This is a genomic window from Promicromonospora sp. Populi, assembly GCF_041081105.1.
Lineage (GTDB): Bacteria > Actinomycetota > Actinomycetes > Actinomycetales > Cellulomonadaceae > Promicromonospora.
On record NZ_CP163528.1, the window covers coordinates 2,703,141 to 2,725,599 of the forward strand.

Below are 22,459 nucleotides of genomic sequence, written 5' to 3' on the forward strand. Positions count from 1 at the left end.
TCTCGCCCTTGTTCTGTCCTGCCTCCGGCAAGGCGGGATCAGCCCGGGAACGCCACGAGGTCGACGTCTTCGGCGAACGGCTGCCAGACCCCGGTCTCCTCGCGCTCCAGGGCGCCGCCCTCGGTGATCACCAGGATCCCCTGCTCGGTCACCCCGGCCGCGAGCTGCTCGACGGAGGTGAGCCCCGACAGCTGCCGCGACTCGCCGCCGGTACCGGCGAGCCCGCCGACGCCGGCCGTCCAGACGCCGGTGGTGCCCTCGGTGCCGTCGGCCAGGAGCGCGAGCGTGGTGATCCCGGACCAGCGCACCTCGCGGATGTTGCCGACGGGTGCGCCGACCGAGATCGGCGACACAAGATCGACCGGGTTGCCGGCGGTGTCCCGGACGACCCCGGCCACCTGTACCTGCGTGCCCGACGGCGCCTCGCTCACGATCGCGACGCGCGAGCCCTCCGGCGCCACCGACACGCTGATCACCCGGCGTCCGGCCAGCCAGCTGGGCGTCAGCGAGACCTCGCCGACCTCCGCGCGGTAGACCCGTAGGCGGCCCGTGATCCCGCTGGTCCAGACGGCGCCCATCTTGTCGACCGACGGCGCCGCCAGGTCCGACCCCGTGATGATCGTCTCCGCGCCGGCGTCGCCGGAGACGTCCACTATCTCGTCCGTGCCGTCCCGCACCACGATGGGCTCCGTCGCGGGGCTGATCGCGAGCGCCGTCGGGTCCATGCCCGCCAGGTCGACCGCACGGTCGGACTCGACGACCTCGCCGTCCTCCACGAGGTACAGGTGGCCGTCGATCATGGCCATGGGCCGGACGATAGTGGCCGGCAGGTCTACCTGGACCTGGTCGAGCGAGAGGCGGTTGGTGCCGCTGAACAGGTCCACGGGCACTGTCCGGCCGGACCCCTCGGAGAGGGTCTCGGAGAACTGTGCGGCGATCACTGCCCGCTGGTCGGCGGGGACGGCGCTGATCTGATCGCTCAGCCGGATGATGGCGGCCTCCCCGTCCCTGGCGTCCTGGACTGCCGGCGAGACGAGCTGCGTGCCCTCCGGTATGAGGGTCTGGGTGGCTCCCTGCAGCCACTCGGGCGGGCCGGCCAGCACCTGTTGCACGGCCGCGGTGCGCCAGCTGCGCCGCGGGAACCAGCGCAGGTCGGGCACGAGGCTGGTGATGTCGTTCGCGTCGGGGAAGAACAGGTGGGTCGCCCGGTACTGGTTCGCGAACAGGTTGGCGGACACCAGCACGCCGTTGTCGAGCGCGGAGATGCGCCACTCGCCGCCGTTGTTCACGAGGGTGAACCGGTAGGCCACCTCTCTCGGGTCGCCGACCTCGGTGTAGGCGCCGGCGCTGTCGAGGGTCGCGATGGTGGTCGCCCGCACGACGACCTCCACCGTGTCGCGGTCCTGGAGGTCCCCCGTGCCCTGTTCGAGCTGTTCCGGCACCGGAGCCTCGCGGACCACCCGTACCGACGTCTCCGGGTCCCAGGTCTCGGCGACGTCGTCGGTGAGGAACTCCCGGGCGGTCTGGAACTCTTCGGGGGACGTCGTGGCGGCCTGTGCCGCGCCCAGGAAACCGGACACGATCTGGTCCGGAGCCGCGCCGAGCGAGGGGCCCTTGGGCAGCATCGCGATGTCGACCTGTGCATCGACGTTCGCGTTGCCCACCCGCACGGGGCCCGACGTCGGGATCTGGGCGCAGGCTCCGAGCCCGACGGCAGTTGCCAGCGTGACGACGACGGCGACGGCCCTGGCCGCGGCTCTACGCATCAGTGCACCTCGACGTCGCTGGTCACGGGAACGTCCACATCGGGTTCGGACAGGTCGGGGATCGCCGTCGGCGTCGGGCCGGTCGAGGGGTTCACTACCGGGATCTGGCCGGTCCGGACGCCGGGCTCGTGCGAAGCGGGCGCCATCGTCACGGGCGGCTCGCCGATCTCGACGCCGGCGCTGCGCGGCAGCGTGAGCCGGAAGCTCGCGCCCTGCCCGGGGCGGCCCCACGCGTCGAGGCGCCCGGCGTGCAGGTGGGCGTCCTCCAGCGCGATCGCCAGGCCCAGGCCGGAGCCGCCGGTGGTGCGGGCGCGCGCCGGGTCGGCCCGCCAGAAGCGGTCGAAGACGTGCTCGACCTCCTGCTTGGTCATCCCGACGCCGTAGTCGCGCACGACGACGGCGACCGCGCGGTCGTCCTCGGCGACGGTGACCTCGACGGGCCGTTCCTCGGCGTGCTCGATCGCGTTGACGATGAGGTTGCGCAGGATGCGCTCGATCCGGCGCGGGTCGAAGTCGGCCGCGGCGTCGGCGTCGGGCAGGCGGACCGAGACCCGCACGTCCTTCGTGTCCGCCAGCGGCGCGGCCTGTTCCACGACCGACATGACCAGGTCGCGCAGGTCGCGGCGCTCGGCGTCGAGCACTGCCGCACCGGCGTCGAACCGGCTGATCTCCAGCAGGTCGGACAGGAGCGACTCGAAGCGGTCGATCTGGCCGAGGAGCAGCTCCGCCGAGCGGCCCGCGTCCTCGTCCAGCTGGTCGCGCGAGTCGTGGATGATCTCGCTCGCCATGCGGATGGTGGTGAGCGGGGTGCGCAGCTCGTGCGACACGTCGGAGACGAACCGGCGCTGCATGGTGGACAGGTCCTCCATGCGCCGGATCTGGTCCTGCAGGCTCTCGGCCATCTCGTTGAAGGAGCGCGCCAGGCTCGCCATCTCGTCGGTGCCGCGGGCACCCGGCATCCGCTCGGACAGGTGCCCCGCGGCGAGCCGCTCGGCCACGGTGGCGGCCCGGGTCACCGGGGTGACCGTCTGCCGTGCCATCGTCCAGGTGACGACGCCCAGCAGGGCCAGCATCCCGAACCCGCCCGCGAGCAGCACGCGGTGCACGAACGACAGCGTCTCCTGCTCGGGTTCCAGCGAGTAGAGGTAGTAGATCTCGTAGCTGGAGTCGGGCGCGGCCTGGATCGTGGAGCCCACGATGACGCCCGGGCGGACCGTGCCCGGGTCGTCCGGCGCCGGGATGCCCACCGCCTGCAGCACCTGGTCGTCGCCGGAGGCGAGGTTAGCCTCACGCAGCTCGTCGGTGATGACCACGTCCGTCAGGTCGGCCCGCGAGGCAACGTTGGCGACCTGGGCGGTGCCGCCCTCCTCCTGCAGCAGGAAGTACTCGTCCGCGGTGGAACCGCTCGTGGCCCCGAGCGTCGCGATGGTGTCGTTCAGCAGGACCTGCAGCTCGCCGTCCGACGTCGTCGCCGTCTCCGAGAAGCTCGCCGCCACCTGGGCCGTCAGGGCCGCGGCTTCCCCGTCGATCGCCGCGAGCCGCTGCTCGTAGATACCGTCCCGGACCGACGTCGACAGGTACAGCCCCAGCACGGCGATGGCCGCGAAGCCGATCGCGAGCGCAATGGTGACGACGCGCAGCTGCAGCGACGAGCGCCACTGGGCAACCGCACGGCGGGTACCCCGGACGGCGACTATCCGGGCCCGGGAGACCACCCGGCGCAGCCGTGCGACCAGGCCGGACGGCATCAGCGTGTCGCGCCCGCCTTGTAACCGACGCCGCGCACCGTCAGCACGATCTCCGGGTTCTCCGGGTCACGTTCGATCTTCGAGCGCAGGCGCTGGACGTGGACGTTGACCAGGCGCGTGTCGGCACTGTGCCGGTAGCCCCAGACGCGCTCCAGCAGCACCTCGCGCGTGAACACCTGCCAGGGCTTGCGGGCGAGCGCCACGAGCAGGTCGAACTCCAGCGGCGTGAGCGCGATGCGCTCGGCGTCCCGCATGACGGTGTGCCCGGTGACGTCGATCTCGACGTCGCCCACCACCAGGCGTTCGGGGCCCGGGTCCTCGCTGCGGCGCATGCGGGCCTTGATCCGGGCGACGAGCTCCTTGGGCTTGAACGGCTTGGACACGTAGTCGTCGGCGCCGGACTCCAGGCCCACCACGACGTCGAGCGTGTCCGACTTGGCCGTCAGCATGATGATCGGCACACCCGACTCGGCGCGGATCTCGCGGCAGACCTGCACGCCGTCCTTGCCGGGCAGCATCAGGTCGAGCAGCACCAGGTCCGGCTGGTGGGTGCGGAACATGCCCAGGGCGGAGTCCCCGTCGGCGCAGAAGACCGTCTCGATACCCTCGCCCTTGAGGACAATGCCGATCATCTCCGCCAGTGCGGTGTCGTCGTCGACGACAAGAACTCGTACCTTCATGCCCTCCAGTGTGCCAGGCGGGTCCAGTAAAACTGGCCCTGCGGCCGGGTTCGGCGCGGTGTCACCCCCGTTTCACCCCTCCGGGGGGACAGCCCCCGTCCCAAGTGACGGGCCGGCACCATGTTGTGCGCACCCCGCCAGGGGCGAACCTGGCAACATGACAACCATGACCGCCGACAGCCCCGCGGCGGGCTCCGCAGCGGGCCCCACGGCCCTCAGCAGGGCCGCGCGGCCGGGGCCGAACTTCCTGACCGCCCCGTTCGCGGGACGCACCTGGCGGGAGCAGGGCTACCTGACCCTCGTGCTCCTGCTCGCCCCGTTCGCCTTCACCTACGCGGTCTTCACCGTGAGCTTCACCGCGGGCGTCGCGGTCACCGTGGTCGGGCTGTTCGTGGCCGGCGCCGTGGTAGCCGGCGGCCGCGGCTGGGGCGCGATGTACCGCGGCCTCGCCCGCGACCTGCTCGACGTCGACGTGGCGGTTCCCGCCGGGTACGTGCGGCCCCGCGGGTTCTGGCGCACCCTCGGTTCCCTGCTCGGCGACGCCACGGGGTGGCGCGCCCTGCTCTTCATGTTCGTCACGTTCCCGCTCGCCATCGTCTCCTTCGTCACGAGCATCACGTTCCTGGCGACCGGCCTGGGCGGCCTGACCTACTGGTTCTGGTACCGGTTCCTGCCGCCGCAGCTCGGGACCGACGGCGAGATGCACGTCGGCGCGCAGTTCGGCCCGGCCTACTACGTGGACACGCCCTCGCGCATCGCGCTGGCCGCGCTGGCCGGCCTGCTGGTGCTCTTCTGCTGGCCGTGGATCACCCGGATGTTCGCCCTGCTCTTCCGGGTCCTGACCGTCGGCCTGCTGAGCCCCACCCGGGCGAGCCTGCGGGTCGCCGAGCTGGAGCGGTCCCGCACCGGCGCCGTGGACGACGCCGACGCCCGCCTGCGCAGCATCGAACGCGACCTGCACGACGGCACACAGGCCCGCCTGGTCGCCGTCGCCATGCAGCTCGGCGAGGCGCGCGAGCACCTGGCCGACGGCGGCGACGTCAACCAGGCCGCCGAGCTCGTCGGCACCGCCCACACCTCCACCAAGGAGGCCCTCACGGAGCTGCGCGAGCTGGCTCGCGGCATCCACCCGCCCGCGCTCGACAGCGGGCTCGCGATCGCGCTCGAGACCCTCGCCGCGCGCTCGGCACTACCGGTCACCGTGGACGTGGACCCGGGCGTGGAGGCCGACGGCCGCCTGGCCCCCGCCCTGGAGTCGATCGCCTACTTCACCGTCGCCGAGCTGGTCACCAACGCCGCGAAGCACGCGCGCGCCACCGGGGTGTACGTCCTGGTCGAGCAGGCTCGCAGCACCGCGGGCGAAGCCAGCGAAGCCGTGCGGATCCGGGTGCGCGACGACGGGCGCGGCGGCGCGGAGGTCGTCGCCCCCGACGGCTCGGGCCTGCGCTCCGGCCTGGCCGGCCTGGCCGAGCGGGTGCGCTCCGTCGACGGCACGTTCCACCTGTCCAGCCCCGTCGGCGGGCCTACGGTAGTGACCGTGACCCTGCCGACCACGAGCCGCCCTGGCCCCGCATGACCGGGCCGGACGCCGCGCCGACGAGCCTGCGGGTGCTCATCGCCGAGGACTCCGCGATCCTGCGCGACGGCCTCGCCGCCCTCCTGACGCGGCGGGGCCACACCGTGACCGCCGTCGGGGACGGTATGGCCCTGGAGCAGGAGGTGGCCCGCCTGGTAAGCGAGGAGTCGCTGCCCGACGTCGTCGTCGCGGACATCCGCATGCCGCCCAGCTTCACCGACGAGGGTCTGCGGGCCGTGCTGGGCCTGCGGGCCCGGCACCCGCGGCTGCCCGTGCTGCTGTTCTCGCAGTACGTGGAGACCCGGTACGCGAGCCGGCTGCTGTCCGGCGACGCGCGCGGCGTGGGGTACCTGCTCAAGGACCGCGTCGCCGACGTGCGGGACTTCGTCGACGCGCTCACCCGCGTGGCGCGCGGCGAGACGGTGCTCGACCCCGAGGTCGTCTCGCAGCTCATGGGCTCCGCCCGGCAGGACGACGACCTGGACCGCCTCACCGCACGCGAGCGTGAGGTGCTGGGCCTGATGGCCCAGGGCCGGTCCAACGGAGCGATCGCCGCGCTGCTGCATCTGTCGTACGGGGCCGTCGAGAAGAACGTCGCGGCCATCTTCACGAAGCTCGACCTGCCGCAGGACGCCGCCGACCACCGCCGGGTCCTCGCCGTGCTGCGTCACCTCGGGGTATGACCGGGGTGGGGGTTTGCCCCCCGGTCAAGCGGGGCTCCCCAGGGGTGATCTGGGGGGATCACCTGATATCGGTCTCCGCTCGATCCCGACATAGTGTGTGCATGACCGCGTTGAGGCCGGATCGACACCGCAAGTTCACCGCTCCGAGGCCGGACAACGGTTTTGAGCCCTTAAACTCACCGGGCATGACTCAGGAAGCCCACACCGGGGAGGCAGCGTGAACGACACCGTCACGGTCGTCACCCTCGTCGCTGTCGGTCTGGCCCTGATCGACGCCGTGCTCTTCGCAGCCAGCGCCACGCTGCAGCACCACGCCGTCTCGGACAAGCAGGCGGACGGGCACCTCTCCCTGCGGGGCCTGCTCAGCGTGGTCAAGCGCCGACGCTGGCAGGCAGGGGTGGCCCTGGGCGGTCTCGCGGTCCTGCTGCACGCGATCGCCCTGCTGCTGGCTCCCCTGCGCGTGGTCCAGCCCGTCGGTGTGCTCGCCGTCCCCATCGCGGTGCTGCTCACCGCCGCCCGCGTCCGGCTCCGGCCACCGCCGGGGGTGGTGATCGGAGCGGCGCTCGCCGTGACCGGCGTCGTCTCGTTCGTGATCATCTCCGCCGGATCCGTGACGAGCCACCCGCCCGAGGGTTCGGCGATAGTGGTGGCCTGCGTAGTCGTGGCCGCCGTCGTGCTGCTGCTGACGCTCGCCGGGCTGGCGACCCGCGGCTGGCTGCGCTGCGTCACCTACGCCACCGCGGCGGCAGCCGCGTTCGGCCTGGTCTCCGCACTGGTCCGCGCCGTCGCCCTGAGCGTAACGTCGGGCGAGGCCGGGCTGCTCGACCCGAGCACGCTGCTGGCGGCCGCAGTCGTCATCCTCGTCACCGTCGGTGGCGGCTGGCTCGTGCAGCAGGCCTACGCGGCGGGCGCCCCGGCGGTAGTCGTCGCCTCCCTGACCGTGGTGGACCCCATCGTCGCCGTGCTGCTCGGGGCGGTGCTGCTCGGCGAGGGAACCCAGACGCCGGTCGGCCTCTGGCTCGTGATGGGAGTGGCGACAGCCGCCGCCGTCGCCGGCGTCATCACGCTGGCCAAGTACCACCCGGACGCGGCGCCGCGTCCCAAGGCGACAGACTTACCGGCCATGGAGGCCCAGGACGCCCTGGAGGCGAGCCGGTCGTGACGAACGGCCTGCACGTCTGCATCTTCACCGACCAGCACCCGCAGACCCTCGGCGGTGCCCAGGCGTCCGTCGTCCTCCAGCGCACCTTCCTGGAGCGCGCCGGGCACACCGTGACGATCGTCGCCCCGCGGAACCCGGCGCCCGGCAGCCCCGACCCCGCCGTCGTCGAGCTGCCCGCGCTCACCCTGGCCCAGGGCCAGTACTCGGCGGTCCTGGCCGGCGCGGGGCTCGACGCCCGGATCGACCGGGCGCTCGCCGCCCGGGGCCCGGTCTCAGTAGTGCACCTGCAGGGCGACTTCTGGGGTGCCTGGCTCGGCAAGCGGTACGCGGCACGCCACCGGCTCCCGGTTGTGCTCACCACCCACACCAACGTGGACGCATCGTTCCGGGCAGTTGCCGGACCGGTCGCCGAGCTCGGCCTGCGCGCGGTCTCCGCCTGGCAGCGGCAGGTGACGGGCGAGAGGACCCGACGGTCCGGCAACGGCACCGGCTACGACTACCTGCGGGCACTCGCCGCCGGGGTCGGCTCGGTGGTCGCGCCCAGCGGCCACTTCGCCGCACGCCTGCGGCGCGCGGGCCTGTCCGTCACCGCCGTGATCCCCACGGGGGTCCACGACGACGACGTCGCTGCGTCCACCGGCCCCGCCCGCCCCACCCCGCGGCAGGACGACCGGGTGCGCCTCGTGTGGCTCGGCCGGTTCAGCGCCGAGAAGCGCCCGCTGGAGCTCATCGAGGCGCTCGCCGCCACGGACCGGCACATAGAGGCGGACCTGTACGGCACCGGCGTGCTGTTCGACCGCGCGGTACGCCGGGTACAGGCGCTCGGGCTGACGGACCGGGTCCGGCTGCACGGCGCCGTCGACCACTCGCGGGCGCTGCGCGCAATCGCGTCGGCCGACCTGCTGGTGCAGACCTCCCGGGGCTTCGAGACACAGGGGATGACCGTCTACGAGGCCCTCGCCCTGGGTGTTCCCGTGGTGGTCTGCGACCCGGACATCGCCGCTGAGCTGGGCGGCGCTGAGCTAGGCACCGCTGAGCTGACCAGCGCTGCCGAACCCGGGGCCGAACCCTGGGTCTGGTGCGCCGACGGACCCGAGCCCGGTTCGCTGGCCCGGGTCCTGACCGACTCCGCGCGCGCCGTCCGCTCGGCCGACGGCTCGCCGGTGCCCGCCGCGCTCTCGACCGGGCTGCTCCAGTCGGCGCAGACGCGGCGCCTGCTGGCGGTCTACGCCGACGCCATGCGGTCTGGAGCTGATCAGGGCCAGGGGGCCGGTCAGAGCCGCCCCGCCGCTTTGAGCGCCAGGTACTCGTCCGCCAGCCGCGGCGCCAGGTCGTCCGGCAGCGCCTCGACGACGTCGGCCCCGTAGCGGCGCAGCATCGTGGTCACGGCCGTGCGCTCCAGGTCGCCGCGCGCGGCGGCCGCGGCGTCGTAGACCTCGGCGACCGTCTCGCGGCCCGCGCGCAGCTCCGCGACCTCCTCGTCCGCGACGGACGCCACGACCACCGTGTGGTCGCGGGCGAGCTGGTCCACCACGGGCAGCAGGCCGTTCTCCACGGCCGCCGGGTCCAGCGTCGTGAGCAGCACGACGAGCGCGCGCTGCGTCATGCGGGTGCGCACCTGCGCGACCACGCCGGGCCAGTCGGTCTCCAGCAGCACCGGGTCGACGGTCGCCAGCGACTCAGCGATGGCGGGCATGAGCCGGGGCCCGGCCGCGCCGGCCACGCGCGAGCGCACCGTACGGTCGAACGCAACGAGCTCCACCCGGTCCCCCGCGTGCCCGGCCAGTGCCGCGAGCAGCAGCGACGCCTCGATGCTGGCGTCCAGCCGGGGGGCGCCCGTCGAGTCCGAGGCGCCCACGCGAGCAGCCGACGTGCGGCCCGTGTCCAGCACGATCAGCACCCGCCGGTCCCGCTCGGGACGCCACGTGCGCACCACCACCTCGCGGCGCCGGGCGGTCGCCCGCCAGTCGATCGAGCGGACGTCGTCACCCACCACGTACTCCCGCAGCGAGTCGAACTCCGTGCCCTCGCCGCGGATCTGCACCGCCGCGCGGCCGTCCATCTCGCGCAGCCGGGCCAGGCGCGACGGCAGGTGCTTGCGGCTGGCGAACTCGGGCAGCACCCGCAGGCGGCCCGGCACGGGCAGCGTCACCTGGCGGCCCGCCAGACCCAACGGCCCGAGGCTGCGAATGGTCACGCCGCCGGCAGCCCGATCGCCGCGCCGCGTCGGCACGAGCGTGGTGGGCAGGCGCGCGGCCTCGCCGTCGGGCAGGTTCACATGGTGGCGCCCGGCTCCGCCCGTCGCCGGGCGCACACGCTCGGTGCTTCCCCGTCCCGGACCGGCACCCGCCGACGGTCCCCACGCGTCGCGGACGACGGCGCGCAGCCGCCGGCCGGAGGCGTTGCGGATCACCAGCTCGCTGATGGCCTCGGAGCGCAGCCGTACCGAGCCCGGCACCCTGCGTTGCACCGCCACGCGCCGCGGCGAGGCGGCCACGACGACGTCGGCGACACAGAGCAGGACCACCAGGCCTGCCCACACCAGCACCGTCCCGTTCGCCGGCAGGAACAGCACCGGGATCACGCCGAGCCCCATCAGGGCGGCGGCCCGCCACGTCACGACCATGCGGGCGCCCCTCAGCGCGGCACGGGCACGGAGGCCAGCACCGTGTCCAGCACGCCCTCGGCGGTGACGCCCTCGAGCTCGGCCTCCGCGCGCAGCTGCACACGGTGGCGCAGTGTCGGGTGGGCGAGCGCCTTGATGTCGTCGGGCGTCACGAACGACCGTCCCGACAGCCACGCCCACGCCCGCGCCGTGCGCAGCAGCGCGGTGGCGCCGCGGGGCGAGACCCCGAGCGAGAGCGACGGCGAGAACCGGGTGGCGCGGCAGACGTCGACGGCGTACCCGAGCACCTCGCGCGACACCTGGACGCGGGCCACCTCGGCGCGGGCCCGCTCCAGGACCGCGGCGTCGGCCACGGGGGTGACACCGGCCGCCGCGAGGTTGCGCGGGTCGAAGCCGGCGGCGTGCCGGGCCAGGACCTCCACCTCCTGCTCGCGCTCGGGCAGCGGCAGCACCAGCTTGAGCAGGAACCGGTCGAGCTGTGCCTCGGGCAGCGAGTAGGTGCCCTCGTACTCGACGGGGTTCTGGGTGGCGATCACCATGAACGGGTCCGGCAGCGGGCGCGGTGTGCCGTCCACCGAGACCTGGCGCTCCTCCATCGCCTCCAGCAGGGACGCCTGGGTCTTGGGGGGCGTGCGGTTGATCTCGTCCGCCAGCACCAGGTTGGTGAACACCGGGCCCTCGCGGAACGAGAACTCCGCGGTGCGTGCGTCGTAGACGAGCGAGCCCGTGACATCGCCCGGCATGAGGTCGGGCGTGAACTGGATGCGCTTGGTGTCGAGCTTCAGGGCCGCCGACAGGGTGCGGACCAGGAGGGTCTTGGCAACACCGGGCACGCCCTCCAGGAGCACGTGCCCCTGGCACAGCAGGGCGATGAGCAGGCTGGTCACAGCCGCGTCCTGCCCGACGACGGCCTTGCCCACCTCCGTACGGACCGCTGCCAGCGCGGACCGCAGCTCGTGCGACGGGGCCGGCGGCTCCGGGGTCCGCGGCTCGGCCGGGACCGGCGGCTGGGGAGCCCCGTTCGGCTGGACCTCGTCCGAGGGGGCCACGGGCTGCTCGGCCGATTGTGCGCCTCGCTGCCCGGGCGTGGGCTGGTTGGGGAAGGCTGGTTCGGTCACGGTCGGTGGACCTCGCTCTCCAGGATGTCGAGTCGGCGCGCGAGCTCGGCGAGCGCGGCGTCGTCAGCGGGGGGTGGGCCGTAGAGCAGGTCTGCCACCTGCTGCGACGGGCGGTTGGTAGCGGCCACGACGGCATCGACCACGGTGTTCGCACCGGAGGATCGGGCCAGGCCGAGGCGGGAGGCGATCCGGTCGGCCGACGACGCGCGCAGTCCGGCGGCGGCGTGCCCGCGCGCGCGGGCGGCCCGGTACAGGCGGGCCCGTCCCCTGGTGGCCTCGGCCGACCGGACAAGCACCGGTAGGTCCTCGACGACCAGCGGGCCCAGGCGGCGCACGCGCCACAGGGCGAGCAGCACCGCGGCAAGCAAGGCAACGAGGGCGACGGGCGCGGAGCCCGGCGGCATCTGCGCGTTCACCTGGCCTTGCTCGGCGGGCGTGGGTGCGTCGTCGCCGGTGGTGACGTCCATCGGGTCCGGCACGAACCAGACGAGGTTCTCGTGCTGCCCCAGCATCCAGAGGGCGAGCGCCGCGTTGCCCTCCTGAAGGACCGTGCCGTTACGGAGCACCGCCGGGTCGTTGACCACGGTCACCGACCCGTCCGGAAAGTCCAGGTGCGCGTAGGCGAACGCGCCCAGGCCGTCGGGCCAGCACAGGACCGGGTGGACTAAGGAGGCGCTGGTGGACGTGTCGTACAGGCCGGGCGCCAGGTTCATCGCGCCTGCCGCCTGCGCGGCCGGGTCGTCGCACTGCGGCTCGACCGGGCCGGACGACTCGCCGTACGTGGTGTCGAGGGTGTTCCGGCTCAGGCCCGCGACCGTGCTGAAGTCCGGCTGGAGCAGAACGATGTCGGCTCCGGTGCCGCTCAGCGACGCGATCTGGTCGTCGGCGAAGAACGACGGGTTGGGCGTGACCAGGAGCGTGCTGCCCGGGCCGGCTGCCGCCACCGCGTCGGCCACGGTGGTGACGTGGGTGATCTGCACGCCCTGGTCCCTGAGCACCTCGGCCACGGCCATGCCGCCGCCCGGCTCCGGGTTGTCCGGTGCGTACGGGGCGGCCGACGTCGCCGGCCGCACCACCGCGAGGAACAGGACGAAGAGGGCAAGCACCACGATGACGAGCAGCGGCCAGCGCGACCGGCGCCATCTGCTCGCGGCACGCGACATGCCGGTGGTGTCGTCGCCGATGACAACGGGCGGCTCGTTGACGGCGCCCGTGGGCCGGGTGGCCACCGCGGGCGGCGTCGGGGCAGGCGGCTGGGGCAGGGCCGGGGCCGTCATCCGGACACCCCGGACCGGCTGTCGGCCGGTTCGTCGACGCCCGGCCCACCAACGCCAGACAGAGCCTGGGGCCGGGCCGCGGTCAGCTCGGCGTCGAGCGCGCGCAGTGCCGCGTCGTCGGCCGCCGTGGCGACCCGGTCGCCGTACTCGACGCCGTCGAACAGGTCGGCGCCGGAACGCAGGCCGGCAGCCTGGGCGGGCAGTCGCACACCCGCGTCGGCGGCGGCCTCCTGGGCCGTGCGTCCCGGGCGCGGCTCGATGATCACACGTTCCTCCAGGGAGCGGACGACCGCACGGAACCGCTCGACGGCCGCCGTGCGCCAGTCGCCCGAGGCCGCCGCGGCGTCAGCCGCGGAGCGCATCTGCGCTGCCGTGCGGGCGTCGTCGGTGCCCAGCACCTCGGCGGACCGCGTGCGGTTGCGCCCAAGGCGTACCGGCCCGGCCACCAGCCAGGCGATCACCAGGACCACCACGGCGATCACCGCGATGGTGATCCCGAGTGCCTGGCCCGACATCGACGCGCCGGCCCACTCGATCTCGCTCAGCCGCTCCAGGAACCACCCGATCGCGCGGGAGAGCAGCGACTCGCGCTCCGCGTACTCGGGGCGCTGCAGCTCGCTCGCGAGCCACTCGCGTGCGGTGTCCCGGTCCGGGACAACGGGCAGACCAGCCCTCATGTCACTTGTCCGCCGCCGCTGCGGCCGCGGCCTGCAGCTGCACGTCCAGTCCCTCGCGTCGCATCCGGGTGTCGATGTAGAGCAGGGCCATGACGCCGCCGAGGAACAGGACGCTCATGGCGCCGGTGATGACGTAGGTGACCCCGTAGCTGATGGCGAGGCCCACGCCGCTCCCCAGCACCGCGAACAGGCCCAGGACGAGGCTGATGGGAAACGCGACGATCTGGGCTATGAAACCCAGGATGACCGAGGTCAGCAGGTAGATGCCGAGCACCCGCCAGAACGTGCCGCGCGTCAGCTTCCAGGCGCGCTGGCACGTGGCCCAGAAGCCACCACCCTCGACCGCGAGCGCCGGCGGGATGAGCGCGACGCGGGTGAACACCCACACGCCACCCACCAGGATCGCGGCCAGCAGGAGGAACGCGCCGATGGCACCGAGCACCGGGTCGATGGCGAACAGCCCGACGGCGATACCGATTGCGACCGCGTAGGCCACGAGGCCCGCGAGCATGCTCAGGAGCGAGAAGCCGATGAGGAACCAGGCACGCTTGACCACGCGCGCCCAGGCCTCGGCGACCGTGATCTTGCGGCCGATGACCGAGTCGCTGACGGAGATCGCCATGACGCCCATGGCGAGCGGCGACGCGAGCGTGAGCAGGATGCCGGTGCCGATTGCCGAGCCGTAGGTCACGCCCAGCATGTCCTGCGTGAAGCCCATGTCGTCGAGAGCGGGGTCGGCCCCGATCTCGGCGAACAGGCTGCCGAACAGGTCCGTGAACCAGGTGATGAGCGGGATGCTGATCAGGGTGCCGATCGCGACGGCCACGACCACGACGATCGCCGTCAGGCCCAGCGTGACGCCCGGGTTGTGCCGGACGGCGCCGAACGCGCCGTCGTACAGCTCGCCCAGGCTGAGCGGGCGCAGGGGGACGATGCCGGGCTTGTCGGCCAGCGGCCGGTAGCCCGGGACGGGGCCGCCGGGGGTGTACTGCCCGTACTGGCTCTGGCCGTACTGACCCGTGGCCGGTGTGCCCGGCGCGGTGCCGTACTGGGGCTGCTCCGGGGCCGCCTGCGCGGCCGCGTCGTACCCGGGCGCGTACTGCCCGTACCGCGGCGGCTCGCCCCAACCGGCGGGCTGGGAGCCTGCGGGCTGCGGGGGCGCCGGCTGGTCGGGTGCGCTCTCGGGCGTGGTCATGGGGCGTGCTCCGGGTCTCGTCTCAAGTCGTGCCTGCGCCGCAACCCTAGTACGCGGTACTGACACCAGGCTGCGGTATCAGGCGCGCGGCGGGGGTCTCCGCGTAACCGTCACCCAGCCGTGACCACGGTCGCGCCGGCCTCGTGCTCCGCGAGGTCGCCGGTGGACCCGGCCCGGACGGCCCGGCCGCCCAGCACGTACACGTAGGCCCAGAACCCGGCCAGCACAATTGCGCCGATCACGATCTTGAGCCACCAGTACATCTGGGAGCCGGTGACGAATCCCTCCACGAGGCCCGAGACGCCGAGCGCCACGGTGAGCCCGATGACCGTGGTGATCAGTGCGCGCCCCTCGGCGGCCATGGCCACCGACCGCTTGCGGTGCCCCGGGTCGATGAGGGTCCAGAAGAGGCGCAGGCCCGCGGCGCCCGCGACGAAGATGCAGGTCAGCTCCAGCAGGCCGTGCGGCGCGATGAGCGTGAGGAACAGGTCGAGCTCGTCGTGGGCGGCCATCATGCCGCCGGTGGAACCGACGCCGACCGCGTTCTGCCAGAGCACGTTCAGGGTGAAGAAGCCCGTGATCCCGCCGGCCACGGCCAGCGCGGCGATCCGCGCGTTGTTGGTCCACACCACGCCGGCGAACTCGATGCCGGGGTCGTAGTAGGAGGCGAACGCGTTGTTCACGTACTCGTCCTGCTCTGACGGCGTCATCAGTGCGTTCAGCGCGTCCGTGTCAGTAGCTATGTAGACGCCCGCGACGACCGCGACGAGCACGCAGGCCGCCGTCACGGCGTGCGACCACCACCGGATCCGGTAGAACGCCGCGGGCAGCGACACCACGGCGAACCGCACCACCTCGTGCCACGCGGGCTCGTGCGATCCGGCGATGCGGGTGCGCGCCCGGTTGAGCACGTCCGACAAGCGCGTGACCAGCGCCGGGTCGGGTGCCGCCGACCGCACCGTCGACAGGTGGGTGGCTACCGACTGGTACAGCCGCACCAGCTCGTCGGACTCGGCGCCGTCCAGGCGACGCCGGGACGAGAGCTCCTTGAGACGGTCCCACTCTGCGGCGTGCACGGCGGTGAAGGCGTCGATATCCACGACGGTAGTCTGCCGCACAGGAGTCACGGCCCCACACGGCAGAAGGAGGAACCGTGCAGGACGGCATAGTCATCGGCGAGGGCGTGGTGCTCGACGCCCGCCCGGCATCGTTCATCACGCGCGCCATGGGCGCGATGCTCGACTTCATAGTGGTCGGCGTCGTCATCACGATCATCCTGATCGTGGCCGGGGTCTGGTTCTTCGAGGTCGCCACGCTGAGCGGGGACGTCGCGACGATCGTCTTGGCAGTGGCCAGCGCCGTGATCGTCGTGGGTGTGCCCGTCACCGTGGAGACGCTGTCGCGCGGCCGGTCCATCGGCAAGCTCGCCTCCGGCATCCGGGTGGTGCGCGACGACGGCGGCCCCGTCCGGTTCCGGCACGCACTGGTGCGCGCCCTCATCGGGGTGTTCGAGATCTGGCTGACGCTCGGCGGCGTCGCGGCGATCGCCTCGCTGGCCAACGCCAAGGGCAAGCGCCTCGGCGACCTGGCCGCCGGCACGTACGCCGTGCGGGTGCGGGGCGGCAGGCAGCCGTCGGCCCCGATAGTGATGCCGCAGTCGCTGGCCGCGTGGGCGCACACCGCCGACATGCGCCGCCTGCCGGACGGGCTGGCGCTCGCCGCCCGCCAGATGCTTGGCCGCGCCGCCCGCCTCGCCCCGGAGTCCCGGGCGCGGCTCGCCGACGACCTCGCCGGCAGCATCGAGCGCTACGTCGCCCCCGGGCCGCCGGCCGGCACCCACCCCGAGGCGTTCCTGCACGCGGTCCTCGCCGAGCGCCGCGAGCGGGAGCTCGCCGCCGGCCAGCGGGAGCGCAAGCGGGCCGAGGAGCAGGCGGAGCTGCTGCACCGCCTGCCGTTCGCGGTGGCGGACCCGCCGCGCTGAGCCGCGCTGAGCCGCCGTTGAGCACTGCGGTACGTCAGGCCCCCCGGGTGACCTGAGGGTCGAACTCCTTCGAGTCCCAGGTGGGCAGCAGGCCACGCGAGCGCAGCATGTCCGAGCAGCGCAGCAGCCCGGCCTGCACCGCCCTGCGCAGCGGGGCCGACGTCGGCCGCTCGACGCCGTAGTGGATCGCCAGGGCCAGGCCCAGGCTCAGCACGCCCGCCGCGAAGAGCGCGACCATACGCGTGGTCTCGTGGGCCAGCAGGTCGATCACCGCGTACCCGAACTGCGTGTGCACCAGGTACACGGGGTAGGTCAGGCCGCCGACCAGGCCGAGCACGGCCGCCAGGCGGCGCGGCGGCGCGGATCTGCCCCGCAGCGTCGTGGCCCAGACGGCGGCGACGCTCGCCAGCAGGATCAGCACGGTGACCACCGGGTTCACGGGGACGCCCTGCAGGTCGGAGGCGCGGCCGGCGGCCTCCAGGACCCGCAGCACGCACAGGACCAGCCCCCCGACGAGCAGCACGCCCGTGACCAGGTCGAACCCGTCGCGGTAGACCAGGAACAGCAGCATGCCCACGGCGAAGTACGGGGCATAGTTCGGCACGAGCAGGTCGGCGAGCCAGTGGGCGCCGAACTCCTGCGCGGCCCAGCCGACGAGCGGCCAGAGCGTGGCGAACGCCAGCACGCGGTTACGGGTCAGCGGGCCGAGCGCCAGCACCACGAGCACCAGCAGGTAGAACTTGAGCTCCACGAGCAGGGTCCAGAACACGACCTGGACTCCGGTGACCTCGAACAGGTCCTGCACCATCGTGAGGTTCACGAGGGTCTCCGTCAGGGTGGTCTGCCGCCCGCCCGACCACACCTGCTGCAGGCCCGCCGTCAGCACGATGCACGCCCAGTACGCCGGGAAGAGCCGGCCCACGCGGGAGGCGACGAAGCCCGCGACTCCGCGGCCGTCGGCGCTGAGCACGATCACGAACCCCGAGATCACGAAGAACAGCTCAACACCGAGCCAGCCGTACCGCGTGACCTCGTTGAGCAGCGGGAACGCCTCCGCTGGGTCGGTGCCCCAGTAGCCGGTAGCGGTCGACGTCGCGGTGAAGTGGTAGAGCAGCACCGCTGCCGCGGCGGCGAAGCGCAGGCCGTCCATGGCCACGAGCCGGCCGGATTTCCCGGGCGCACTGCCCGTGGTCGCAGGGCTCGATTCGGGCACGGAGGCTGGCGAGCTGTCACGACGGGTCATTGCCGCCGACCTTAGATCACAGATCGGTAACGGTCAAAAATCGCCCTACCAGGGCCAGACGCGACCTTTCACCTGATCTTCAATCACTGTTCATCCGGCACGCTCGCGGCCTCCAGAGCCGCGAGAAATTCGGCGGTCTCCCGGGCCACGTCGTCCGGCGCCTCGTAGTGCGCGAGGTGCCCGATCTGCGGGACGACGACGAGCCGCGCGTCGGCGAGCGCCGCCTGCAGGACCCGCTGGGACGGGAGCGGCGCGACGTCGTCGTTCTCGGACGCGATCAGCAGCGTTGGCGCGCTGATGCGCCCCGCGTAGGCCCCGACGTCGGTGCCTACGGAGGCGTAAAAGGCCTCCAGCAGCGTGCGCCGGTCGGCGAAGCCGGAGAAGTAGCGGTCGTGCTCCGCATGGATCCAGCGCCGCAGCTCCCGGTCGTCCGACGTGACCATTGCCACACTCGCGATTCGGGTGAACAACGGGTGACGAAGCAGCCCCGTGCCGAGGCGTTCGGGCAGCGCCGCGGCGAGCCGGTGCACCCCTACCGTCACCGCGCTCAGCGCCCGTCTGGGCCCGGCGAGCGCCGCCGTCGCGATGGGGTTGACCAGCACGAGCGCACGCACGGGAGGGGCGGCAGGCGCCGTCGCACCGGGGAGCGGCGCGGCCACGGTAGCGGCCGCCACTATCGACCCGAAGGAGTGCCCGGCCAGCACGGCGTCACCCTCGGGTGCGACCTCGGCGAGCAGCTCGGCGGTCCACGCGGCGTAGCCGGCGACGTCGTGCACACCGTCGTCGAGCGGCGCCGAAGCGCCGAACCCGGGCAAGTCCGGCACCCATACCTGCAGGTCAGGGCGTCGCCTGACGAGATGGGCGACGATCGGCTCCAGGCCGTGGTGGTCCCCGCGCAGCCCGTGCAGGAACACCAGACGCCGCGGTGCGTCAACCGCGCCGTACACACGGACGTGTGCTCGGGCGCCCCCGACCTCCACGTCCGCGTCGCGTACGGGTGTGCCTGCGACCAGCGCCGCGTACGGTTCGTACGTCGCGCCGTGCGGCGGCTGCTGCGGCAGCGCCGCGTGGGCGCGCTGGCTCGTGTCGGTATTCATCTCGCAGACCTTAAGCATTCGAACGGCTGCAGCGGGAGGGATCACCAAAAGATGGGGGTAAACCCCCATGTGATCCCGGGGGGAAACCTGGTGGCGGTGAAGGCCATTCTTAGGCCACCTTTGTCCCATGCAATTCCGCGATGATGTCCGCGGACGCTGAGAACTTCCATCCGAACGATCCCTTCGAGACTTCCCGAACCATCGAGAGGTACAGCACAGTGAACCTGCCTGGTACTCCCCGCACGATTCTGATCGGCGCCGAGACCTATCCGCCCGCCGTCAACGGAGCCGCCCGGTTCGCCGGAAGCCTGGCCACCGGCCTGGCGCGGCGGGGGTACGACGTGCACGTCGTCGCACCGTCGCCCACCGGCCGGCCGGTGCGCGAGGAGCGCGACGGGGTCGTGCTGCACGGCCTGCGCTCCCGGCGGTACCCGTCGCACGCGAACCTGCAGGTGTGCCTGCCGTGGGAGACGCGCCGCGGGGTCACGCAGATCCTCGAGGAGATCCGGCCCGACGTCGTGCACACCAACGGCAGCTTCATCCTCGGCCGCGCGGTCGTGGACGCGGCACACAAGGCCGGCCTGCCCCTGGTGGCCACCAACCACCTGATGCCGGAGAACCTGGTCGGCTACCTGCTGGTGCCCGGCGCGATGCACCGCACGGTCGGGCGCTGGCTCTGGCAGGACATCGGCCGGGTCTACGCGAAGGCCGACGTCGTCACGGCGCCCACCCCGCGCGCCGTCGACCTGCTGGCGCAGCACGCCGGCCTGAGCCACGCGATCCCGGTGTCCAACGGCATCGACACCGACCTGTACCCGACCCGGACCAGGGAGGACAGCGCCGAGCCGACCGTCCTGTTCGTGGGCCGGCTAGACCAGGAAAAGCGGGTCGACGAGATCATCCGGGCCTTCGCCCTGCTGCCCGCGGACCTGCCGGGCCGGCTCGAGATCATCGGCACCGGCGCGAAGGCCGAGGAATGGACGGCGCTCGCCGCCTCCTCCGGCGTCGCCCACCGGGTCCGGCTCCGCGGGTACGTGCCCGACGACGAGCTGCGCACCGCCTACTCCGAGGCCGACGTGTTCTGCATGCCGGGAGTGGCGGAGCTGCAGAGCCTGGTCACGCTCGAGGCGATGTCCTCCGGCCTGCCCGTGGTCGCCGCCGACGCGATGGCGCTGCCGCACCTGGTGCGGCCGGGCGTCAACGGCTGGCTCTACACCCCTGGCGACGTGCGCGAGCTGGCGAACCGGCTCGGCGACCTCCTGGCCGACGCCGGGCTGCGCCGCCGCATGGGCGCGGCCAGCCGGGAGCTGGTGGCGGCGCACGCCGTGGACGGGACCCTCGACGCGTTCGAGGGCATCTACGAGAAGGTCCGCGCCCTGCGCGAGACCCCGGCAGCCGCCTGATCCGTCAGACGTGTCGGACCCGCAGGCCACCTTCGCTGGCCTGCGGGTCCGACGTGTGAAGGGTCCGACGTGTGAAGGGTCCGACCCGTAAAGGGGGTCAGCCGCCGAAGAGCGGCGCCACCGCCTTCACCAGCTCGTTCCCGCCGAGAACCAGGAACATCGCTGCCACCAGGACCAGGATCACGTTGACCCACCAGCGGTTGCGCCACCGCTGCGGCACGGCCTTCGAGTTCATCAGGATCAGCAGCGTCAGCGCGAGGAACGGCATGAACAACGAGCCCAGCGCGCCGTAGACCACGACGAGCAGGATCGGCCGGTCGAGGAACAGCAGCGCCATCGGCGGGAACGTCAGCCACAGGATGTAGATCCGGTAGTAGGTGCCGCCGGCACCACGGCGCCGGTCGTCGCTCGGCAGGTTGCGCATGGTCGCGACGAAGTCGGCGAACATGAGCGACACGCCGTGCCAGACGCCGAGGATCGACGAGAACGTCGCGGCGAAGAACCCGACCAGGAACAGCGGCGCCATGAAGGACCCGTACCGCTGGGCGAGCACGTCCGCGAGGTCGACGAGGCCCTCCTCGCCGTCGGCCACCGCCATGCCTGCCGAGAACAGGAGCTCCGCGCCCACGATCAGCATCGAGACCACGAACACGCCCGACATGAAGTACGCCCACGCGTTGTCGATGCGCATGACGCGCATCCAGCGGGGTGTCACCCAGCCCTTCTCGGTGAGCCAGTAGCCGTAGGCGGCCAGGGTGATGGTGCCGCCGACGCCGCCCGCGAGGCCCAGCGTGTTCAGCACCGCGCCCTCGGGGATGATCGGCACAAGGCCGGCCGCGATCTCGCCGAGGTTCGGCGTCGTCAGCGCCGCCGAGCCCACCACGGTGACGAACATGACGCCGATGAGGACGGCCATGACGTTCTCGAACGGCTTGTACTTGCCGAACCAGACCAGCACCAGGCCCGCGACGCCGGAGATCATCGCCCAGTACCGGATGTCGACGGCCGGGAACAGGGCGTTCAGCGAGAGGCCGACACCGGACATCGCGGCGGCGCCGTAGCTGAAGCCCCACACCACGACGTAGATGCCGAAGTAGACGACGGCCCACAGGCCGAGCCCCTTCCAGCCGTCGAAGATGGTGCGGCCGGTGGCGAGCGTCCAGCGGCCCGCACCCTCCACCAGGGCGATCTTCACGACGACGCCGAGGATCACCGCCCACAGCAGGGCGTAGCCGTAGTTGCTGCCCGCGACCATCGTGGCGACGAGGTCACCGGCACCGATGCCGGTGGCCGCGACGACGAGGCCTGGGCCGATGATCCGCCAGCGGGGCTTCTCGATGGACCCGTCCAGCCCGGCGCCGTCGTCGTCGACGGATGCCGGACTCCCGGCCACAGGTTGCGAAGTGACCTCATTGTCCTTTTCCATGGCGCGACTGTACCCAGGGTTTCACCCGCCCGGAAGGAGCGCGCCCATGTCAAGCGTGCTTTACTAGAGCCATGAGTAAAGCAAACTTGACATCGAAGCAGCGGGCGCCCGTCACCCACTACGTGCTGGCCGGCTCGTTCGGCGCGGTCGCGACCATCGCCGTCGCGCTCCTGGTGGGCGCGACGAACCCCGGCGACTTCTGGCTCGCCGCCGGGATCGGCGCACTGTGCACGGCCTACCCGGCGGTCTCTCTCGGCGCGCGGATCTTCGTCTCGGAGCACACCGTCACCCGCGATGCGCACGGCACTCAGAGCGTGGAGTCGCTCTGGCTCAAGCAGGCGGGCGCCGGGGCGTTCCTCGACGTGCTGGTCGCGACGATCGTGGGGGCGGTAGTGCTCATGCTCGGCGGGTTCGACGTGCCGGCTCTGCCGGTCCTGCTGGCCCTCGTCGGGCTCAGCGTGGTCGACGCCGGTGCGCGCTACGCCGTGATCCGGCACCGCGCGCTGCGATGAAGAACGACCTGGCAGCCCGACGGCTCGAACGCGCGTGGACCCAGGCCGACCTGGCGAACGCCCTCGGCGTCTCCCGCCAGACAGTCATCTCGATCGAGCGAGGGCGGTTCGACCCGTCCCTGCCGCTGGCCTTCCTCATCGCCCGGACGTTCGGCGCGACGATCGAGGAGATCTTCACCCCGGACCCCGAGTGACCGCCGTGATTGCATACAGTCGTCCCTTTCAGACCCGGATTGGATTCCAGTGCGCACCGAGCCCTTCACCCCGCCCACCGCCCCGATCACCCGCC

20 protein-coding genes are annotated in these 22,459 nt (G+C 72.6%); 8 read left to right on the forward strand and 12 right to left on the reverse strand.

Annotation, left to right across the window (positions count from 1 at the left end; translation table 11 throughout):
- Window positions 1-38: 38 nt before the first annotated feature.
- The 3 genes from AB1046_RS12230 to mtrA are packed head-to-tail and all read right to left on the reverse strand — an operon-like array spanning window position 39 to window position 4,194.
- Complete coding sequence (locus AB1046_RS12230; RefSeq protein ID WP_369369585.1) at window positions 39-1,766, reverse strand: LpqB family beta-propeller domain-containing protein; 1,728 nt, start codon at window positions 1,764-1,766, stop codon at window positions 39-41.
- The gene (gene mtrB, locus AB1046_RS12235) at window positions 1,766-3,514 is read right to left on the reverse strand and encodes an MtrAB system histidine kinase MtrB (protein WP_369369586.1); all 1,749 of its coding nucleotides are present in this window, start codon (window positions 3,512-3,514) and stop codon (window positions 1,766-1,768) included. Before mtrB ends, AB1046_RS12230 begins: the two co-directional genes overlap by 1 nt.
- Window positions 3,514-4,194 carry an MtrAB system response regulator MtrA gene (mtrA, locus tag AB1046_RS12240; RefSeq protein ID WP_369369587.1) on the reverse strand — a complete coding sequence of 227 codons (681 nt, stop codon included), beginning with the start codon at window positions 4,192-4,194 and terminating at the stop codon, window positions 3,514-3,516. The genes mtrB and mtrA overlap by 1 nt, the downstream gene beginning before the upstream one ends.
- A 157-nt stretch (window positions 4,195-4,351) precedes the next feature.
- On the opposite strand from mtrA, the gene AB1046_RS12245 reads away from it, so the two are divergent.
- The 4 genes from AB1046_RS12245 (at window position 4,352) to AB1046_RS12260 (ending at window position 8,982) form a co-directional block, all read left to right on the forward strand.
- Window positions 4,352-5,770 (forward strand): sensor histidine kinase, encoded by a 1,419-nt coding sequence (locus tag AB1046_RS12245; protein ID WP_369369588.1) that lies wholly within the window; start codon window positions 4,352-4,354, stop codon window positions 5,768-5,770.
- 26 nt (window positions 5,771-5,796) lie between these two features.
- Window positions 5,797-6,453: a response regulator gene (locus AB1046_RS12250; RefSeq protein ID WP_369375677.1), complete on the forward strand. Its 657-nt coding sequence runs from the start codon at window positions 5,797-5,799 to the stop codon at window positions 6,451-6,453.
- Between the two features lie 217 nt (window positions 6,454-6,670).
- Window positions 6,671-7,615, forward strand: coding sequence for a hypothetical protein (locus tag AB1046_RS12255; protein WP_369369589.1), 945 nt, complete (start codon window positions 6,671-6,673; stop codon window positions 7,613-7,615).
- Window positions 7,612-8,982: a glycosyltransferase gene (locus tag AB1046_RS12260; RefSeq protein WP_369369590.1), complete on the forward strand. Its 1,371-nt coding sequence runs from the start codon at window positions 7,612-7,614 to the stop codon at window positions 8,980-8,982. The genes AB1046_RS12255 and AB1046_RS12260 overlap by 4 nt, the downstream gene beginning before the upstream one ends.
- On the opposite strand, the gene AB1046_RS12265 is transcribed toward AB1046_RS12260, so the two are convergent.
- The 6 genes from AB1046_RS12265 to AB1046_RS12290 form a co-directional block, all read right to left on the reverse strand.
- Window positions 8,889-10,241: a DUF58 domain-containing protein gene (locus AB1046_RS12265; RefSeq protein ID WP_369369591.1), complete on the reverse strand. Its 1,353-nt coding sequence runs from the start codon at window positions 10,239-10,241 to the stop codon at window positions 8,889-8,891. The genes AB1046_RS12260 and AB1046_RS12265 overlap by 94 nt on opposite strands.
- A gap of 11 nt (window positions 10,242-10,252) precedes the next feature.
- Window positions 10,253-11,194 (reverse strand): AAA family ATPase, encoded by a 942-nt coding sequence (locus AB1046_RS12270; protein WP_369375679.1) that lies wholly within the window; start codon window positions 11,192-11,194, stop codon window positions 10,253-10,255.
- A gap of 161 nt (window positions 11,195-11,355) precedes the next feature.
- Window positions 11,356-12,636: a DUF4350 domain-containing protein gene (locus tag AB1046_RS12275; protein ID WP_369369592.1), complete on the reverse strand. Its 1,281-nt coding sequence runs from the start codon at window positions 12,634-12,636 to the stop codon at window positions 11,356-11,358.
- Entirely contained in the window at window positions 12,633-13,313 is a 681-nt protein-coding gene (locus AB1046_RS12280; protein ID WP_369369593.1) for a DUF4129 domain-containing protein, read from the reverse strand. Before AB1046_RS12280 ends, AB1046_RS12275 begins: the two co-directional genes overlap by 4 nt.
- 1 nt (window position 13,314) lies before the next feature.
- Entirely contained in the window at window positions 13,315-14,508 is a 1,194-nt protein-coding gene (locus tag AB1046_RS12285; protein ID WP_369369594.1) for a hypothetical protein, read from the reverse strand.
- 110 nt (window positions 14,509-14,618) lie between these two features.
- Entirely contained in the window at window positions 14,619-15,608 is a 990-nt protein-coding gene (locus tag AB1046_RS12290; RefSeq protein WP_369369595.1) for a stage II sporulation protein M, read from the reverse strand.
- 53 nt (window positions 15,609-15,661) lie between these two features.
- Here AB1046_RS12290 and AB1046_RS12295 point away from each other — a divergent pair, with 53 nt between their 5' ends.
- The gene (locus AB1046_RS12295; protein ID WP_369369596.1) at window positions 15,662-16,489 is read left to right on the forward strand and encodes an RDD family protein; all 828 of its coding nucleotides are present in this window, start codon (window positions 15,662-15,664) and stop codon (window positions 16,487-16,489) included.
- A 34-nt stretch (window positions 16,490-16,523) separates the two neighbouring features.
- Here the strand turns inward: AB1046_RS12295 and AB1046_RS12300 are convergent, their stop codons facing one another.
- Both AB1046_RS12300 and AB1046_RS12305 read right to left on the reverse strand, forming a co-directional pair.
- Window positions 16,524-17,732 carry an acyltransferase family protein gene (locus AB1046_RS12300; RefSeq protein WP_369369597.1) on the reverse strand — a complete coding sequence of 403 codons (1,209 nt, stop codon included), beginning with the start codon at window positions 17,730-17,732 and terminating at the stop codon, window positions 16,524-16,526.
- 83 nt (window positions 17,733-17,815) lie between these two features.
- Window positions 17,816-18,829 carry an alpha/beta fold hydrolase gene (locus AB1046_RS12305; RefSeq protein WP_369369598.1) on the reverse strand — a complete coding sequence of 338 codons (1,014 nt, stop codon included), beginning with the start codon at window positions 18,827-18,829 and terminating at the stop codon, window positions 17,816-17,818.
- Window positions 18,830-19,047: 218 nt separating this feature from the next.
- Here AB1046_RS12305 and AB1046_RS12310 point away from each other — a divergent pair, with 218 nt between their 5' ends.
- On the forward strand, window positions 19,048-20,232 hold the full coding sequence (locus AB1046_RS12310) for a glycosyltransferase (protein WP_369369599.1): 1,185 nt from the start codon (window positions 19,048-19,050) through the stop codon (window positions 20,230-20,232).
- A gap of 97 nt (window positions 20,233-20,329) precedes the next feature.
- On the opposite strand, the gene AB1046_RS12315 is transcribed toward AB1046_RS12310, so the two are convergent.
- Window positions 20,330-21,658 (reverse strand): Nramp family divalent metal transporter, encoded by a 1,329-nt coding sequence (locus AB1046_RS12315; protein ID WP_369369600.1) that lies wholly within the window; start codon window positions 21,656-21,658, stop codon window positions 20,330-20,332.
- Between the two features lie 71 nt (window positions 21,659-21,729).
- On the opposite strand from AB1046_RS12315, the gene AB1046_RS12320 reads away from it, so the two are divergent.
- Together AB1046_RS12320 and AB1046_RS12325 are read left to right on the forward strand one after the other, a co-directional pair.
- Complete coding sequence (locus tag AB1046_RS12320) at window positions 21,730-22,170, forward strand: hypothetical protein (RefSeq protein WP_369369601.1); 441 nt, start codon at window positions 21,730-21,732, stop codon at window positions 22,168-22,170.
- Window positions 22,167-22,364 carry a helix-turn-helix transcriptional regulator gene (locus AB1046_RS12325; protein WP_369369602.1) on the forward strand — a complete coding sequence of 66 codons (198 nt, stop codon included), beginning with the start codon at window positions 22,167-22,169 and terminating at the stop codon, window positions 22,362-22,364. Before AB1046_RS12320 ends, AB1046_RS12325 begins: the two co-directional genes overlap by 4 nt.
- Window positions 22,365-22,459 lie beyond the last annotated feature (95 nt).